15 protein-coding genes are annotated in these 18766 nt (G+C 44.3%); 8 read left to right on the forward strand and 7 right to left on the reverse strand.

Annotation, left to right across the window (positions count from 1 at the left end; genetic code table 11):
• Positions 1-5: 5 nt before the first annotated feature.
• Together INR79_RS14950 and INR79_RS14955 are read right to left on the reverse strand one after the other, a co-directional pair.
• Positions 6-782: a DUF4123 domain-containing protein gene (locus INR79_RS14950; RefSeq protein ID WP_223094896.1), complete on the reverse strand. Its 777-nt coding sequence runs from the start codon at positions 780-782 to the stop codon at positions 6-8.
• 2 nt (positions 783-784) lie between these two features.
• The gene (locus tag INR79_RS14955; RefSeq protein ID WP_223094898.1) at positions 785-1243 is read right to left on the reverse strand and encodes a PAAR domain-containing protein; all 459 of its coding nucleotides are present in this window, start codon (positions 1241-1243) and stop codon (positions 785-787) included.
• Between the two features lie 592 nt (positions 1244-1835).
• Here INR79_RS14955 and INR79_RS14960 point away from each other — a divergent pair.
• The 6 genes from INR79_RS14960 to INR79_RS14985 all read left to right on the forward strand — a co-directional run bounded on the left by INR79_RS14960 (position 1836) and on the right by INR79_RS14985 (position 8756).
• Positions 1836-3608: a lysophospholipid acyltransferase family protein gene (locus INR79_RS14960; protein WP_223094900.1), complete on the forward strand. Its 1773-nt coding sequence runs from the start codon at positions 1836-1838 to the stop codon at positions 3606-3608.
• A gap of 167 nt (positions 3609-3775) precedes the next feature.
• Positions 3776-4930 (forward strand): histidine decarboxylase, encoded by a 1155-nt coding sequence (locus INR79_RS14965; RefSeq protein ID WP_223094902.1) that lies wholly within the window; start codon positions 3776-3778, stop codon positions 4928-4930.
• A gap of 116 nt (positions 4931-5046) precedes the next feature.
• Positions 5047-5919 (forward strand): hypothetical protein, encoded by an 873-nt coding sequence (locus INR79_RS14970; RefSeq protein ID WP_223094904.1) that lies wholly within the window; start codon positions 5047-5049, stop codon positions 5917-5919.
• Between the two features lie 339 nt (positions 5920-6258).
• Positions 6259-7296, forward strand: coding sequence for a TRAP transporter substrate-binding protein (locus INR79_RS14975; protein ID WP_052189086.1), 1038 nt, complete (start codon positions 6259-6261; stop codon positions 7294-7296).
• Positions 7297-7474: 178 nt separating this feature from the next.
• A complete protein-coding gene (locus INR79_RS14980; RefSeq protein WP_223094906.1) occupies positions 7475-8443 on the forward strand; it encodes an LLM class oxidoreductase in 969 nt (322 codons plus the stop codon).
• A gap of 73 nt (positions 8444-8516) precedes the next feature.
• Entirely contained in the window at positions 8517-8756 is a 240-nt protein-coding gene (locus INR79_RS14985; protein WP_004401820.1) for a YdcH family protein, read from the forward strand.
• A 67-nt stretch (positions 8757-8823) separates the two neighbouring features.
• Here INR79_RS14985 and glmS read toward each other — a convergent pair whose 3' ends face one another.
• Both glmS and INR79_RS14995 read right to left on the reverse strand, forming a co-directional pair.
• The gene (gene glmS, locus INR79_RS14990) at positions 8824-10659 is read right to left on the reverse strand and encodes a glutamine--fructose-6-phosphate transaminase (isomerizing) (protein ID WP_223094908.1); all 1836 of its coding nucleotides are present in this window, start codon (positions 10657-10659) and stop codon (positions 8824-8826) included.
• A 54-nt stretch (positions 10660-10713) separates the two neighbouring features.
• Complete coding sequence (locus tag INR79_RS14995) at positions 10714-11478, reverse strand: DeoR/GlpR family DNA-binding transcription regulator (protein WP_022551517.1); 765 nt, start codon at positions 11476-11478, stop codon at positions 10714-10716.
• A 437-nt stretch (positions 11479-11915) separates the two neighbouring features.
• On the opposite strand from INR79_RS14995, the gene pykF reads away from it, so the two are divergent.
• Positions 11916-13328, forward strand: coding sequence for a pyruvate kinase PykF (pykF, locus tag INR79_RS15000; RefSeq protein WP_004401817.1), 1413 nt, complete (start codon positions 11916-11918; stop codon positions 13326-13328).
• A gap of 198 nt (positions 13329-13526) precedes the next feature.
• The gene (locus tag INR79_RS15005; RefSeq protein WP_022595414.1) at positions 13527-14195 is read left to right on the forward strand and encodes a GntR family transcriptional regulator; all 669 of its coding nucleotides are present in this window, start codon (positions 13527-13529) and stop codon (positions 14193-14195) included.
• Positions 14196-14252: 57 nt separating this feature from the next.
• Here INR79_RS15005 and INR79_RS15010 read toward each other — a convergent pair whose 3' ends face one another.
• The 3 genes from INR79_RS15010 to INR79_RS15020 form a co-directional block, all read right to left on the reverse strand.
• A complete protein-coding gene (locus INR79_RS15010) occupies positions 14253-16127 on the reverse strand; it encodes a sensor domain-containing diguanylate cyclase (protein WP_223094910.1) in 1875 nt (624 codons plus the stop codon).
• A gap of 184 nt (positions 16128-16311) precedes the next feature.
• Entirely contained in the window at positions 16312-16806 is a 495-nt protein-coding gene (ilvN, locus tag INR79_RS15015; RefSeq protein ID WP_004401813.1) for an acetolactate synthase small subunit, read from the reverse strand.
• 1 nt (position 16807) lies between these two features.
• Positions 16808-18529 carry an acetolactate synthase 3 large subunit gene (locus INR79_RS15020; RefSeq protein ID WP_223094912.1) on the reverse strand — a complete coding sequence of 574 codons (1722 nt, stop codon included), beginning with the start codon at positions 18527-18529 and terminating at the stop codon, positions 16808-16810.
• Between the last annotated feature and the right edge of the window lie 237 nt (positions 18530-18766).

Consider the following 18766-nt stretch of genomic DNA (forward strand, 5'->3'; position numbering starts at 1 on the left):
AAAACTCAAACATGGCTACCTCTCCAAGATTTCAGTTTTGGTAAATGAATATCATCAAGCATCATGTGTTCAATGACCATTTCAGATTTAATTTCTTTGGGTGTGAGGTTAGCGATCACATACAATTCACTGTCGCTAGGGCGCAAACCTTTCGAGTTGGCAAATTTGAGCAGAGCGGTGATTTTTTCCTTTGGCTCTTCTAACTCTTGAACCAGTTCTGGCATCCATTGCCAGCAAGCTTTTTCTATGTTGGTGGCATGTGAAGCAAGTGAATAGCAATGCTCAAGGTGAGGTTTGCGAATGGTCCACCATGGGGCATCTTTGTGTTCCCATTCTTCTGCGGGAGAATGCGCCTTGTTTATCTCTCGCCCTTTACTTGTTAATGCAATGGCATGAATGCAACCAAGAAACTCTCCCACTTCTTCAGTACTGAAGGTCGACAGCATGACACCTAGTACTTCTGGATCGTAAAAACGGAAAAAAACTTCTTCCCCTTCATAACCAGAGACTAATAAGGTTCGTAAATGCTTGAGTAAGTCTTCCGAGCTGGACGGCGTCGCGAATAGGATACCCTGCATCCAAATTCTTGAATCTGTTATTTTATAAACACTGGAAACGTCCCACAAAACTGGCGACATTGAGCTCAATTCGGGGAAATGCTCCCCATCGAACAAAGAGAAATTGGGCACATCCATATTTTGCCATTTCTCACTTTCTGGGGAGTGAAAACCACTTAGCCAATAAAAGTGAGAATGCTCGTTTTCGTTAAACCACTTCAACATGATTACTGCCCCACCGAGCACAGTTTTAGCATGGGTAAGTTTAGAGTTTCCGCTTCAACCAAGCTCTTGATAGGAACAAATTTAGAAGACTGATACTCGGTTCTTTCTTCTTCCTTGGCTCGTTCTTTTATCTGGGCAACTTCTGCGATTTCAGAGCTCACCGTAATACCCGAGTCTCCAATAAACACATTTCCACTTCCTGAAGCTACAACCCCACCGTGTGCGGTGCCATCACCCATTCTGGCAGCGGGTAAACCATTAATGAAAACGCTGGATGAACCAGCAGATATGGAGTCTGGAGGACCAATGCATAACGCCATGTCACCTTGCCTTGCAGCAGGCATAGAATTAATCAATACATTGGATGAACCAGCAGCAACAGGGCAACCAACATGGGGAATTCTTCCCGTTTTATCCGGGCAAGAGTGAGCATCACCAACTCGGGCAGCAGGTTTAGACATAATTACAACGACTAAAATCAAACGTGACCGAATTAGAAATCACCGAACTCAAATAACAGAAATATAGATAGTAAGATATGCGAAATAATTCACATAAAATTAAGGATTTAGCCAGTCATCCCCTTAAAACTAGTTGGATTTAATTTCACTGATGTTATTTTCGAAATTTATTGGCGTTTGAACGTTGATAAAACCTAAAGTTCTATGAGGCTGAGTACAATTTTGTTAAAGCTTTCAGAAAAGGCGAGCAAGAAACCGAAACATGCTCGCCATCCAGTCAGCAGTAAGCGAGATATCATTATGTTGTACTAGTGGAAATGGGCTTATCTCTGAGCCACATGAATAAATTAGCATATGCAAATATAATCAGTATCAATTATTCATTTTTTTGCGACTCACATATTTTTTAGTGTTTCAAAATTTATCAGGATTACATTTTTATAAATATAAAGGGTTAGATCCTTGTTCGAGATTTTTATTTGAACTTCGATAGGTTGTGGTTAATTGTCATACATCCGACTCTGAATCGAAGCGAAACTGTCATTTATCGGTCATAGGATAATCACGAACGAAAATTGTATTCGAGGTTCGTATGACAGTGGGTAGCCCTTTCAAGATCCCAAGAAAAACACCATTCGGAATTGGTGAAACTGTTGCGGAATGGGCAACAGGATTGTCCCAACTGGACAAGTTTTACGCGCAGAGACCTGTTGGTAGCGATACAGCAAGCTTTTTACGCTTTACGTTGGAAACATTGGGTATCGATTACCATCTGGCGCATGGAAAGCTTGAAAGTGTACCCAAAGCAGGACCGACAGTAGTAGTTGCCAATCACCCCTTAGGATGTGTGGAGGGTGTGATCCTCGCTGAACTGCTTCTGATGATTCGACCAGATGTTCAGATTCTTGCCAATCAGTACCTCAAAACCGTACCGGAACTCGATAAGCTCTTTATCGGTGTCGATGTTTTTGAAACCAGCCAGGCGCACAAAGCCAATCTCAAAGCTCTTCGACAAGCTCACCGGCACCTTGCAGAAAGTGGGCTATTATTGGTATTCCCAGCAGGAGAAGTCTCTCGAATTGAAGGAAAACGCGCAAAAGCGCAGCTTCAGGATAAAGAATGGAGTCGCTCCGTCAGCTCACTTATTAAGAAAAACAAAGCCACTGCGGTTCCATGTTTTATTGACGGTCAGAACTCTCGTCGTTTCTATATGGCGGGAAAAATCCATCCACTACTGCGAACGCTGATGCTTGGGCGAGAACTTCTCAACAAGCGAGCCTGCAAAATTGGCATTCGAATCGGTGAGCCAATCAAATACAAAGAAGTACATTCGCTGTGTGATTCGCAATTGATTAATTATTTGCGCCTCAATACCTATTTACTTAAACCCTCCGAGAAAAAGTCTTCCCACTCCCCCATTTCTGGTGAGCATTTTATTCCCGTTGCGAAACGTCTCCCTCTAGAAGAGTTGATGGAAGATCTGAATGGTCTTCCTGCAGAAGCGCTTATGCTGGAAAGTAACCAATTCTCGGTGTACTGCTGTAAAGCAGAGGCAATTCCTACCTTTCTTCATGAAATTGGGCGAGTTCGAGAAGAGAATTTCCGTGATGTAGGGGAAGGGACAGGTCAGGCATTGGATCTCGATAAATTCGATCAGGAATACCTGCATCTTTTTATTTGGGATAACGATAATCAGTGTTTGGTCGGCGCATACCGACTAGGTGTGGTCGATAAGCTACTGGAGAAAAAAGGTCTCAACGCGTTGTATTCCCGGACGCTGTTTAAGTATAAGTGCAACTTTATCCAGAAAATGAGCCAAGAGAGCAAGTGCATTGAAATGGGACGCTCAGTTATTGCCAAGGACTACCAACGCAGTATGAGCGCGCTCTTGTTACTTTGGAAAGGGATTGCTGAATACATTCACCGCAACCCAGAATACACCCACTTGTTTGGTCCGGTCAGCATTAGCAACGATTACAGTGAGCAGGCGAGGCAATTGCTCGCAGATACTATGACTCTTCATCACTACGACGGTGAACGCTCACACTATGTAAAAGCCACTAACCCACTTCGCAACGACGCTAAACCATGGAATCCAACCCTGCTGGCATCGCTTGGAGATCTTCAACTCTTGTCTCGCGTTATTGCACGGATTGACGATGGTAAAACCGTCCCCGTTTTGCTGAGACAATACCTTGGTCTTAACGGCAAACTGGTGAGCTTTAACGTCGATCCCGCCTTCAACAATGCTTTGGATGGCTTAATTGTCGTTGATCTACGTGATGTACCGGTGAAAACACTGGCAAGATACATGAGTGTAGATAACGCCGAACAATACCTGAAACTGCACCAATGTGAGTTTTAAGAACACCTCATATCTTGCGAGGCTCTCCTGTGAGCCTCGTAAAAAATTCTTTACAAACTTTATAAAAAACCAAGTATGTCATTTGAGTTACATTTATTGTTCGACGGATTTTGAGTTGATAGCATCCAAATAGTTTCTGCCACAAATATGAATATGGATGTATATAAATGGCATTATCACCTCAAGATCAAAAGACACTTCAAGCCTTCTTTGAATTCTGCAAAACTCATCAGTACGACAATATCGGTTACCCAACAGCCGCCGATTTCAATTACCAGGAATTAGAAAAATTCTGGCAATTTTCTTTCAATAACTGCGGTGACTGGGCAGAAACATCAAACTACCGGCTCAATACCTTTCAGTTTGAAAAAGAAGTCATGGCGTATTTTGCTGATAAGTTCAACATTCCTTTTTCAGAATCTTGGGGATACGTAACCAATGGTGGAACAGAAGGCAACATGTACAGTTGCTATCTGGCCCGTGAACTTTTTCCAAACGGAATCCTATATTTCTCAGAAGACACTCATTACTCGGTCGCCAAAATTGTACGCTTACTGAGAATTGAGCACCGCGTGGTCAAAAGCCTGCCAAATGGTGAAATGGACTATGACGACTTACAACAGCACATTGAGTCGAATGGACGAGCCAACCCCATTGTTTTTGCCAATATCGGAACCACGCTTTACGGCGCAATAGATGACCTTGGAAAGATCAAAGAAGTGCTAGGTAATGCCGGTTTCAGGCGTGAGGAATATTACCTACACGCCGATGCGGCTTTCCACGGAATGATCCTTCCCTTTGTTGATGCCCCTCAGCAGTTTTCATTTTCTGACGACATCGACTCTATCTCGGTCTCCGGGCACAAAATGATTGGGGCACCGATTCCGTGTGGTATCGTGTTAACGAAAAAGACTTACGTAGACAACATCAGTGTAGCCGTGGACTACATTGCTGCCATCGACAAAACCATAACGGGCTCTCGCAATGGTCTTACTCCTCTGATGATGTGGCACGCTATTAAGAGCAGTACCGAACAAGAAAAAGAACTCCGAGTAAAACGCTGTCTGCGTCTGGCAGAGTACGCAGTCGAAAAGCTCAAATCGAAAGGTGTACCCGCCTGGCTCAACCCAAATTCCGTTATTGTGGTTTTTCCTACCCCGACAGAAGCGGTGTGGAGAAAATACGGTCTGGCGAATTCTGCCAAACATGCCCACCTTATTATCACAGGTCATATGATCGAGAATACGGCTCTACTAGACCAACTGATTGATGACGTTGCCGAAGACAGAAATGAGATGGTTGTTAATTACAACGAGATTTGAAACTGGTTTGATATTTAGAAAAAGGGAAGCATCAGGCTTCTCTTTTATATAAAACCAAACACATACAAATGATATCATCCCAAAACTTATTATATTCAAGTAGTTAAGGGATTAGAGTGAATAAAGGAATCTTGGCGGTATCTTTCTCAAGTATAGTGTTACTCGGCTGTGGGGGTGGTAGCGATTCCTCTCACCAGCCTACTGCACGAAGCAGCTGTGGAGAAATTCACCTGAAGAGAGGTTACAGCGAAACCGTCTCTTCCAGCTCATTTTGGAGTACAACGGCACTTAGATCCGGCATTTATACCGAAATCTATCCAGAAGTAACCCTTGGTTCTGTGGATACCACACTGACCTCTACTGACTCTAAATGTAAGCAAACGCTGGATGCTTATACCGGATTCACTGTTCACACATGGGAAGGAACTACCCAGAGTGATTTAGTCACTGGAGAGCAATTTTACTTCAGACCTTACCTGCGTGTTCAATATGACCACCCTAATATAGGGTCCTATCAAAAATGGTTCGACGACGCTTCACCAACTCAATCCACGGCAAATATTAAGAAAGTAGAGCTTTATTCAGTGGCTGCCGTAGGTTATGGCGTTAGCTATCAGGAATTTAAGCCAACCAGTAATTCTGCAATGCATTTGGTAGAATTGCCTTTGACATGTTCCACGCCTTTGCCAAACACACTATCAATTACAACAACTGAAAAACCAGTAAACGACATTCTTGCCGCAAATATTGATACCCAATTCTGTAGCGATCCATATAACATCACGACAATTAATGGGCCTGATGTCGCAAGACAATGTTTATCAGCCGCTCCAACCTCAGAGAAATCCCCGGTTAACTGCACATTTACTAATGCAAAAGTGGGTGTGCCAGATAATAAAGGGAATTACTTTCCTGCCTACATCTCAGGCAGTGTAACGAGAGCACAAAATCAAGACTTCGTTTTTCAAATCAACAAAGTGGAATACTGAGTTTTATCGGAAGAAATAGCTCAGCTAGCTGGTTAGCTGAGCCATTTAACGAACCATAAAGCATTAGGTACTTAGAAGCACTTACCCAAAGAAAAGTGATACTCGTATCACTTTTACACTCCGTATAACATATTGCTGTTATTACTATTTTTAGAGAGTTATTCCAATTCTTTCGTGTGCTTTCCATTTATCTCCTTTCGCTATACCAGTGGCTGTAAGAATCGGCCAGACAAGACGTTCGATACTGATTTCTAGTCTTCCATGTTTGCCTTTAAGCTGGGCAGAAACCATGGAACAGGATGAATAACAATGACAATAAAACGTTGCTTTTCTATAGCTATGTTAGCGCTGACAGCCATAGCGGTATCGCCAGGTGTGAGTGCATCAGAGAAAGTTTACCGGCTGAAACTCGCAGAAACCTGGGGACCGAACACCCCTATTCTTGGCGACGCGACAAAAAACATGGCAAAGCTTGCCAAGGAAATGTCGAACGGGCGATTGGAGATCCGAATTGATTCCGCCAATAAGCACAAAGCGCCACTGGGCATATTTGATATGGTCAAATCGGGTCAGTACGATCTGGGGCATTCCAGTTCCTATTACTGGAAAGGAAAAGTCCCCAACACACTGTACTTCTCCTCAATGCCATTTGGCATGATGTCGACAGAACAATACGCGTGGTTCTATCGTGGCGGTGGTATGGAATTGATGCAACAAGTATATGCTCCCCATAACATGCTCTCCTTCCCCGGCGGTAATTCCGATATTCAGATGGGCGGATGGTTCAAAAAAGAAATTAGCTCTGTTGAAGATTTAAAAGGTTTAAAAATCCGTATTCCAGGATTTGCCGGAGAAGTGATGGCAAAAATCGGAGCCAAGCCAACCAACATCGCACCAGGCGAGCTGTATACCTCTCTTGAGCGAGGCACTATTGATGCACTTGAGTGGGTCGGACCTGCTTTCGATTTACGAATGGGATTCCAAAAAATTGCCCCATATTACTACTCTGCGTGGCATGAACCGGGCAGTGAAACTCAGTTCTTGGTGAACAAAAGAGTTTGGGAGAAGCTACCTAAAGACTTACAAGTGATCTTGGAAACCGCATTTCGAGTAACGGCGTTTGATATGTATAACCAAGCACTGGATGCGAACGCCAATAGCTGGGCAACCATGAAAAGCGAATTTCCAGACATCAAAGTTCGGGATTTCCCACCTTCTGTTCTAGCAGCCATGCGCCAAGCCACTGATGAGCTATTACAGGAGCAAGCCAGCAACGATGCGTTAGCCAAAGAGATCATTCAGTCTCAGGCAAACTATCTTAAGAAGATCCGAGGCTGGACAGACATTTCTCTCAAAGCTTACTTAAATTACGAATAACACTACATACTCAAGCAGCCTAAAGATGCTTACGCATTAAGGAGCAACACCCGTTGCTCCTTTTCTAATTTCTATTATCAACAAAAACTATAAACTGATTATCAGTTCACCTAGATTATCTTGATTTTCATTGATTGCTACTATTTCACCTATCGGAAGCTAAACGGGTGAGATCAAGATGAACGAAGCAAAAATAAAGCACGAATTTCCTCCCATCAACCAAGCATACAATTCTGTTTTTAAAGCGGGAAAGCTCAGTATTGGTCTTGTAGCACCGTTAGAATCCTACCCAGTAGGAAATGAACCTTCTTTGACTGATCATATTTCTCGAATTCAACTCGCTGAACAACTGGGGTTTTCTGCTATCTGGCTACGGGATGTGCCTTTCAATGTGCCAGCGTTTGGCGATGCGGGGCAAATACACGATCCTTTTGTGTATCTGGGAATGCTGGCAGGGCAAACAAGTCACATCGCACTTGGGGTTGCCAGTATTATTCTTCCGCTTCGCCACCCAGCGCATGTCGCCAAAGCAGCAGCCAGCATTGATTCGCTGTCTGAAGGCAGGCTTCTTCTCGGTATAGCCTCTGGTGACCGTCCAGAAGAGTACCCTGCCCTCAATATGAGCTACCCAGACAGAGGCGCACGTTTTCGAGAAAGCTTTGAATACATCCGTGAAATGGCAACAACAAACCCTCGGTTCTCCAATCAGCATGGTGAGTTGACTGGTGCTATCGATATGCTTCCAAAACCTGCGGGGCACCAGTTGCCTATGCTGGTTACCGGAGCGAGCCAGCAAAGTCCAGACTGGCTGGCTCAAAATGGAGACGGATGGATGACTTACCCCAGAAATGTTTCTGTTCAGGCTAAGATAGTGAAGGAATGGCGGGAACGCATTTTCGCTCTTGGAGGAAGTAATAAGCCAGCCATGCAGTCGTTATATATCGACCTGGTTGATGATCCAGATAAGGAGCCAGAACCGATCCATTTAGGTTTCCGCTCTGGGATTCATTACTTACGTTCCTACCTGAGATCTCTGGAAGAAATCGGAATAAATCATGTGGCGTTAAACTTACGCTTCAATCAAGCCAGTATTCCAGAGACTTTAGAGCGCATTTCAGCGGAATTACTGCCCGAATTTCAGGCATAAATTACCAGGGATTATTTGAGCAGCTTATCGCTACCCCGCTTTACGCATTACCACGAACCGAGAGGTGATAAATATGCTAGGTGAAGATCACAGTTTGATCGTCGACTTTCCTGAACTGGAAACCGAGATTCAGAAACTCATGCAGTCTGATACAGAATTTGCGCAAGAAAACAAAAAATACACACAACTGGATAAAGAAATACGGAGCCTTGAACTGCGTAACGCCCCGATCGATGACGACGAAATGCATCGCATGAAAAGCGAACGCGCTTTTCTCAAAGACGCGCTCTACAAAAAACTGACCAGCAGCTAATTGACCTGAACTCAGACAAAAAAAGAGCCATCTTATTTAAGATGGCTCTAAAATTCAGAACGTCAGGTTATTCAACCGTTACAGATTTCGCCAGATTACGTGGCTGATCGACATCGGTACCTTTGATCAATGCAACATGGTAAGACAATAACTGCATTGGCACTGTGTAAAAAATTGGGGCAATGACTTCATCGACATGTGGCATGGTGACAATTTTCAGTCCGTCACTCTCTTCAAAGCCAGCTTCTGCATCCGCAAAGACATACAGTTGACCGCCACGCGCGCGCACTTCTTCAATGTTGGATTTTACTTTTTCAAGCAAGTCATTGCTTGGTGCCACTACGATAACCGGCATTTCAGCATCGATTAACGCCAATGGACCGTGCTTTAGCTCACCCGCAGCGTATGCTTCTGCGTGGATGTATGAGATCTCTTTTAGCTTCAGTGCTGCTTCAACCGCAATCGGGAAGAATTCACCTCGACCTAAGAACAGAGAATGATGTTTGTCAGCAAAGTCTTCCGCCAGCGACTCAATCACAGCATTACTGGTGAGCGCATTTTCTAGCTGAACTGGCAGCTCATTCAACGATTTCACAATGCTGTTTTCTTTCGCCACATCAATGGTGCCTTTTTGCTTACCCAATGCGGTCACAAACATCAGTAACGACGCCAACTGGGTGGTAAAGGCTTTGGTGGACGCAACCCCAACTTCTGCACCAGCGCGGGTCATAAAGGCGAAATCTGATTCACGAACCAGAGACGACCCAGGCACGTTACAGATCGTCATCGCCGCCATGTAACCTTTTTCTTTTGCGAGGCGCAGCGCTGCGAGAGTGTCTGCCGTTTCACCTGACTGGGAAATCGTAATCAGCAGGCTGTTTGGTCTGGTCACAAACGGGCGATAGCGGAATTCTGAGGCGATTTCTACGTCACAACTGACTTGTGCCAAAGATTCACACCAGTATTTCGCGACCATACCCGCATTGAACGAAGTACCACAAGCCACAATTTGAACATGCTCAACCTGCCCAAACATTTCCGCGCTGTTCGCACCAAAGGATTCAAGCAAAATCGAGTTACTGGTTACTCGACCTTCCAGTGTGTCTTTCAGCACAACAGGCTGCTCGTACACTTCCTTCTGCATGTAGTGTCGATACTGACCTTTGTCTGCCGCGTCTTGCTCAACCGTCGACTCTTTTGCTTCTCTTTCAACAGGTTCACCGTCTACATCAAAAACATTCACTTCACGACGAGTGATTTCCGCCACATCACCTTCTTCTAAAAAGATAAAGCGACGCGTAACATTGAGAAGCGCCAACTGATCCGATGCCAGAAAGTTCTCGCCAACCCCGAGACCAATCACCAACGGACTACCAGACCGCGCAACGATAAGTTTCTCTGGCTGCCCTCGGTCAGCTACCACCATACCGTAAGCCCCTTCTAGCTGACTGACAGCAGACTGAACAGCTTTGAGCAGAGAGTCGGAATTTTTCAGTTCGAGATCCACCAGATGTGCGATCACTTCTGTGTCTGTTTGTGAACTGAACTGATAACCTTCATTCTGAAGTCTTTCACGTAATATCTGATGGTTTTCGATGATGCCATTGTGAACAACAGCAATGCGATCCTCTGACATATGCGGGTGTGCATTTGCTTCTGATGGTTCGCCATGAGTTGCCCATCGAGTATGCGCAAGCCCTGTTCCACCGGAAAAAGTAGGTAAATCGATGCTGTCTGTTAAGTTTTGTACTTTACCGACTTTACGCACCCGTTGAATATTAGACTGACCATCGATAACAGCAATCCCTGCGGAATCGTAGCCCCGATACTCCAGCCTTTGTAATCCCTGTAACAAAATTTCAGCAACGTCACGCTGCGCAACTGCGCCTACGATTCCACACATAAAAACTCCAATTTTATTAGTAATATTTTGGGGTCTATCGACCTAGCAAGCGGTTTAGCTAACCTGAATGACTTTGACGCCGTGAGATTCAATGACAGCAACAGATTCAGGATCAACCTGACTGTCTGTTACTAACACATCCACCTCTTTCCAAGGTAGCTCAAGATTCGGTATTTTTCGTCCAATTTTGTCAGATTCGACCATAACTATGACTTCACGAGAGACGTCTGCCATCACTTTGCTTAAACCAAGTAACTCATTGAAACTTGTAGTGCCTCGCTCAAGATCGATACCATCAGCGCCAATAAATAGCTGATCAAAGTCGTACGCTCTTAATACAGACTCAGCAACCTGTCCCTGAAACGACTCTGAATGTGTATCCCAGGTGCCACCAGTCATCAATAAAGTGGGTTCGTTTTCCAGCTCATTTAATGCATTCGCCACATTCAAAGAGTTGGTCATGACCACCAGACCTTTTTTCTCATTTAACTGCTGAATTAATGCTCCGGTGGTGCTTCCACTATCAACGACGATACGGTTGTGATCGCGTATCAATTTCGCTGCAGCTTGCGCTAACTTAACCTTTCGAACTGAAACTTTAGTATGAAAGTCGTCATGAAGTGTTTCCTTTGGCAAGGCGACAGCTCCACCATATCGGCGCAATAACAATCCGCCTTGTTCTAGAGTTGCAAGATCTTTTCTAATCGTTACTTCAGAGGTTTCAAACTGATGGGAAAGTTCTTCAACACTGACTTCACCACACTCTTCTACGAGTTTAGAAATCGCGTGTCTTCTCAGTTGCGTGTTTCGCTTTGACATTTCGAATCGACATTTTAAATTTCGGTTTGAAAGAAATATAATCGATTCGAAACATATCTGTCTATTTTTTTCACAGCAAAAAATAAATTAATTTGCATCAAAACCTTGTTCTAAGACAATCCAGAGTCGTGATATTGATGAAATTCGGTGGTAGAATCCGCACCCTAAAAGAAAAAAAATTACAGAAATTCACGTTATTTTTTTGCAACCGATTTCAGTTAGGCTGATTTAAATAAGCAAAAATTTACTTACATCAATATCGTTTAGGTAGCTACACACTAAACTAGTTGAAAGATTTTGCGATACCAGAGGACGTTGACGTCTAAAGTCAGTGAAAATCACAACTTTCAAAAATGTTGTCATTTTCTTTCTTATGAGCGTTTCCTGTGGTTCACCCGAATTAAAATTGCAACTATACGTACCGGAGAGTATTTTCCATGAAAAAGACCAAAATCGTTTGTACGATTGGCCCTAAAACTGAACCAGTAGAGAAGCTACGCGAACTAGTAGATGCAGGCATGAATGTAATGCGTCTGAACTTCTCTCACGGTGACTTCGAAGAACACGGCAACCGTATTGCTAACTTCCGCCAGGTAATGAAAGACACTGGTAAGCAACTTGCTATTCTTCTGGACACCAAAGGTCCTGAAATTCGTACTATCAAACTAGAGAACGGCGATGACGTTGATCTAGTAGCTGGTCAAGAATTCACTTTCACAACAGACGCAACTGTTGTTGGTAATAAAGACAAAGTAGCAGTAACGTACCTAGGTTTCGCAAACGACCTAACCGCGGGCAACACAATTCTGGTTGACGATGGTCTGATCGAGATGGAAGTAGTAGCCACTACTGAAACTGAAGTTAAGTGTAAAGTGCTAAACAATGGCGCACTTGGCGAAAACAAAGGTGTTAACCTTCCTGGCGTATCTGTGAAGCTTCCTGCGCTTTCAGAAAAAGATAAAGCTGACCTTAAGTTTGGTTGTGAGCAAGGTGTAGACTTTGTTGCAGCTTCTTTCATCCGTAAAGCAGAAGACGTTCGTGAAATCCGTGAACTTCTAAACGCAAACGGCGGCGAGCACATCCACATCATCTCTAAAATCGAAAACCAAGAAGGTGTAGATAATTTCGACGAGATCCTAGAGCTTTCTGACGGCATCATGGTTGCTCGTGGTGATCTTGGTGTAGAAATCCCAGCAGAAGAAGTTATCTTCGCTCAGAAAATGATGATCGAGAAGTGTAACCGTGCTCGTAAGATGGTTATCACAGCAACTCAGATGCTTGATTCTATGATCAAGAACCCACGTCCAACTCGCGCAGAAGCGGGTGATGTTGCGAACGCAATCATGGACGGCACCGATGCAGTCATGCTTTCTGGTGAAACAGCGAAAGGTAAGTACCCTGTTGAAGCGGTAACTATCATGGCTCAAATCGCGAACCGCACTGATGCTGCACTAGAAGCAGAGCTAGGTTCTCGTCTGGACAGCCCTCGCCTACGTATCACTGAAGCAGTATGTAAAGGTGCGGTAGACACAGCTGAAAAACTGGCTGCGCCACTTATCGTTGTTGCAACTGAAGGCGGTAAATCTGCTCGTTCAGTACGTAAGTACTTCCCAACAGCAAACATTCTTGCTCTTACTACTAACACTAAGACAGCAGCACAGCTTGTTCTTACTAAAGGTGTAACGCCAGTTGTTGTTGACTCGATCAACAGCACTGATGACTTCTATGTGAACGGTAAAGAACTGGCACTTGAGTCTGGTCTTGGTAAGAAAGGTGACATCGTGGTTATGGTTTCTGGTGCACTGGTTGCATCTGGTACAACCAACACAGCATCTGTACACGTTCTGTAAGATCAATTAGTTAACATATAATAAAAAGAGGGCGTCAGCCCTCTTTTTTTATGAAACTAGCTTGCTCCATTAATCCGCATGGCGTATTATTCAGCATACTGAACTGTATGTGGTTAAAAGTGAGACACAAATAAATGTGAGCTCAAAGGGAAAAGCCGACTACAATAATTATGCAATTGAAGTACTAATGGGGATATCGTGTCTAGTCCTACTCTTACTGACAAAGTGTCAAAAATGATTCGCCAAGATATCTTGAATGGCGATCTGAAGCCTGGCCAGAAATTGGTCGTAGCAGAACTCAAAGAAAAATATGCAGTGGGGGCGTCTCCAATTCGTGAGGCATTGGTTCAGCTTTCTTGGAAAAAGTATGTTCGACTTGAACCTCAGAAAGGTTGTTGGGTTTCTTCAGTGACACACAGCGAACTGTCTGACTTATTCGAGAGTTTGAAAATCGCCGCATCACATCTATTGAAGAAAGCCATTCAGCAAGGTGACGAAAATTGGGAACTGGAAGTGCTTTCTGCTTTCCATAAATTATCTCGCATTCAACATACTGAAGACGCATTCGATAATTCAGAATGGGAAGAGCGCCACCAACGTTTCCATACTGCGCTTTTAGAAGGGTCTGACGCTCATACTATGTATGGTTTTTTCCTTGAGCTGGATAACCAAGTTAAACGTTACCGTTACCTCGCATTGAACTCAGATTCATTCGATACAAAGACATTCATCAATGTGGATGAGCACGAAAGTCTAATGAAACTGGTGTTAGCGAAAAACGAAGATCAGGCACTTCAAGTGCTTGAGAAACATCTGGATAATACTCAGCGCAAGATAGAATCTATTTTGCCAGAAGAAGAACAGTAATATTTAGCGAGCTGTATAAACAAAAACGCTGAGCCTGGCTCAGCGTTTTTTTATTGGTTAAGCAACGTCATCATCGCTCATGCACACCGATACCTGATTTCGCCCCTGAGTTTTCGACTCATACAAAGCAATGTCTGCACATTTGTACGAGCGTTTTGTGTCATTACAGATATCTGTAATCCCCGCGCTGACAGTGACCCGATTTGATGCTTCTAGCTCGATGGCAATTCTCAGACGATTCAATAGAATCTCAGCTTGCTCAACCTGCGTATTCGGTAGGATTATCGCAAATTCTTCACCGCCAATTCGCGCCAGAAAATCCGTCTCTCGCAATTGCCCTTCCAACGTTGTCGCCACCGCGCAAATGACTCTATCGCCTTCATCATGACCAAACTCATCATTGATTCGCTTAAAGTGGTCTATATCGAGTAGCGCCAGGCAGGCATTAGAAGAATAACGATCCACCAGTCGAGTTTGCATGAATAGCTCCTGATCGAACTTACGGCGGTTCCAGCAACCAGTTAAAGCATCTCGTTCACTCAGTTGCCTTAACTGCTGCTCCAGACGCTTTCTTTCCGTAATATCAAACAGGGAAAGAATGAAGTACTTGGAGCGGGCTGTTTCGGAGTCAATAGACTGAATCCTTGTCAGGCTGACAAACTGATCGCCACTGGATTTCGCATTGATCAGCTCTCCTTCCCAGACACCATCGTCTTTAAGCCCCTCTGCAATCTCAAGCACTTTGTCGTTACTGTGTTTGCCACACAAAAGCTTCAACGCATTTCGACCAACGACTTCGTCGTTATCAAACCCTGATAAACTTTCAAATTCTCGGTTTACCTGAATGATCCTATGGCGTTTGTCTGCGATGATCACGGCAGACATACCGTGCAGCGCCGCAATGGCAAGCTTGCTTTCCAAGTTTCGTTTTTTGTAGAGGTAAATGAAGTAAGCAGTTGGAATGGCAAATAAAAATATCCAGACCAAGACGTACGTAAACTGACGAAGTAAGCTTGAAGCCTGAATGGCAATGCCTTCATTCAACTCCGCTTCACTGATCTCTATCAGCAGCTTTACGTTTCCGTCTTTGAAAAACTCTACCTGATAAAACACCAACAGATTTCCGTCATCCAGAACATAACCACGCTGTTGCTCTTTAATTTGCTGCCAGGCTTCTGGGTGTGTGTTGGACAGGTTAAATTTCTGCCTCTCTGGCAAAAGGAAGCCAAACAGTTTTTCTCTGTCTTTGCTGACTAGGTAATCCCCTTCTTTGGTGACTACTTCAGGCATCAGTTGTGAATTGGGTGAATACTCAATCACCGACATCAAAAACCAGACATCCAGAACAAAAACCAGATACCCCTGACGCTCGCCGCCAGAATAAATCGGCGTGACGATTTCCAGTACTGGGCTAAAGTGCGTTTCACCTGCCACATCATTGGGTTTGATGGTTAATCCATAAGAAGCGATTTCATTGGCGATTAAGTTGTTTGCGAATTCAAACAGTTGGCAGTCTTGATGGCTCAGTAAATGATGGCGAGCCAAAGCGGTTCCTGCTTGGAAGGAGTAATCTACTGCAACCGATTCTTTACCCTTCAAGTCCATGAAATAGATGGTTTTAAACCATTGCTGGCTAGACGCAATAGACATCCACAACTCTTCCACCAGCACGCGGTTGGACTGTATGGGTTTGTCGACGTAATCATACAAAAATCGATTTCCACGGAGCAGTTCCATTGTGGCTCTCAGTTGAATTTCGATTTCACTTAACTCACGCTCTGAAAACGCCATTTGGTGCTGCGACTGAGCGATAATTTGTTCAATGTGTCGGTCGACGAGTTGGCTGTGGCGCTTGTGGTACATCAGCGCGGCACCAGTAGAAAGCACGAGGCAGGTGAGAGCAATATAAAAGATCAGGTTTTTTACTTTCACTGATGGCCTCTGTGTATGGGGTCTGATGACCTTAAATATCAATTACATTCGCAAACTTAAGTATAATTATAAGGCAGCATATACCCAAATATCATAAGGTTAATGAGAATCCTGTTAACAATTACTAATATATCAAAAAAGCCACTTCTCAATAGAAGTGGCTTAATCTCAAAGATACAATTGGTTACGCTTTTAGGGCGTGTTTTCCTCGGGCAATGCCCACCACTCCACTTCTCGCAACCTCGATGACTTCTGTCACCTCTTCAAGCGCGCTGATGAACGCGTCAAGTTTTTCACTGGTTCCCGCCATCTGCACTGTATATTGAGAAGCGGTCACATCGACTATCTGACCACGGAAGATGTCAGCTGTGCGCTTCACTTCTGCACGAGCAAATCCATCCGCTTTCACTTTAATCAGCATCAGCTCGCGCTCAACATGCTCTAACTCTGTTACTTCTTGCACTTTCAGAACATCAATCAGCTTGTGCAGTTGTTTTTGAATTTGCTCTAACTGCATCTCACTGGATGTCGTGGTGATGTTCAAACGTGAAAGCGTTTCATCATCGGTTGGAGATACGGTCAAAGACTCGATGTTGTATCCCCGTTGAGAGAACAGACCAACAACACGCGACAATGCACCCGGCTGGTTTTCCAGCAGCAATGAAATAATGTGTCTCATATTAAGTTCTCTCCGTTTTGCTTAGCCACATCTTGTCCATACCCTCGCCTTTGATTTGCATAGGGTAAACGTGTTCGGTTTCATCGACATTGATGTCAACGAATACCAAGCGATCTTTCATATCCAATGCTTTTTGTAAGCCCGCCTCCAGTTCATCAGGAGTGGAGATACGAATACCGACGTGACCATAAGCTTCTGCAATTGCTGCAAAATCAGGGACAGAGCTCATGTATGAGTTAGAATGACGACCTTGGTAAATAATGTCTTGCCATTGTTTTACCATACCTAGGAATCGGTTGTTCAGGTTGATGATTTTAACCGGAATATCGTATTGCAACGCCGTGGACAGTTCCTGAATATTCATCTGGATACTGCCATCACCAGTAACAACAACAACTTCTTCATCAGGCATCGCAAACTTCACGCCCATTCCAGCAGGCAAACCAAAGCCCATCGTCCCCAACCCACCAGAGTTGATCCAACGGCGAGGCTTATTGAACGGGTAGTAAAGCGCAGCAAACATCTGGTGCTGACCTACATCCGAAGCCACATAAGCGTCGCCATTCGTTAGCTTGTGAAGTGTTTCAATCACTTGCTGCGGCTTAATGCATTCTGGTGATTTTTCGTACGCCAGACACTTTCTGTCCTGCCATACTTTGATTTCTTCCCACCATTCATTGAGCGCCGCTTCATCGTTGCTGCCGCCCTGCTCATCAAGCAGCTTCACCATAGTTGCCAGCACCTTTTCTGCCGAGCCAACGATGGGAAGATCTACTTTAACGTTTTTAGAGATCGAAGAAGGATCGATATCAATGTGCATTACTTTGGCATTTGGGCAGTACTTTTCCAGGTTGTTGGTTGTACGATCATCAAATCGTACCCCCACACCAAAAATAAGATCCGCATTGTGCATTGCCATGTTGGCTTCATACTGACCATGCATGCCAAGCATTCCTAGGGCATTTTTATGGGTTCCAGGAAACGCGCCAAGCCCCATAAGAGTACTGACAACAGGAAGGTTTAATGCTTCGGTCAGTTTGAAGATATGCTCATGTGCTTCAGAAATCACAGCGCCACCACCAATGTACAACACGGGCTTTTTCGCTTCTAACAAGGATTTCAGCGCTTTCTTGATTTGTCCCTTGTGACCGGAGGTCGTTGGCTTGTATGAGCGCATGCCAATCGTTTCTGGATAGCTGTAAGGAAGCTTGATCTGCGGATTCATCACATCTTTAGGCAAATCAATCACTACGGGACCAGGTCGACCAGTGGTCGCGATATAAAAAGCTTTTTTGATGGTTTCGGGTATGTCTTCCGCTTTTTTCACCAGAAAGCTGTGTTTAACGATCGGACGAGATACCCCTACAATGTCACATTCCTGAAACGCGTCATTACCAATCAGGTTATTGGGTACGTTTCCAGAAATCACGATCATTGGAATGGAGTCCATGTATGCCGTAGCAATACCAGTCACTGTATTGGTGGCACCTGGACCTGAACATACCAGTACTACACCGGGCTTACCTGTGGCGCGGGCGTAACCGTCTGCCATATGGGTGGCCGCTTGCTCGTGGCGTACTAATACGTGTTTAATTTGGTCGGTTTTTGCGTGGAGTGCGTCGTAGATATCCAAAACGGAACCGCCTGGATAACCAAAAATTTGTTCTACCTGCTCTTCAATCAGAGATTGCACAACCATCTCTGCGCCGGACAACATTGCCATATTTTCTCCTTACCAGTATCAGTAGAATAAGGTCAATTCTCTGCTCTGGTGTCACATAGTCTAGGGCTTATTTTTAGCCTATTCGAAATACTTCCAATTCTTCATCTATGTACTCTTTGCCAGTCATAACTAACAAAAAGGTTACATTCGAACTTTACAACTGATTGAAGCGGGCTGTCTAATGAGGCATACACCCCATTTTTGCCAATATGTTATATCGACCCCATTTATCAGTTT

This window comes from Vibrio sp. SCSIO 43132 (genome assembly GCF_019904195.1).
In the GTDB taxonomy this organism is placed as follows: domain Bacteria; phylum Pseudomonadota; class Gammaproteobacteria; order Enterobacterales; family Vibrionaceae; genus Vibrio; species Vibrio nigripulchritudo.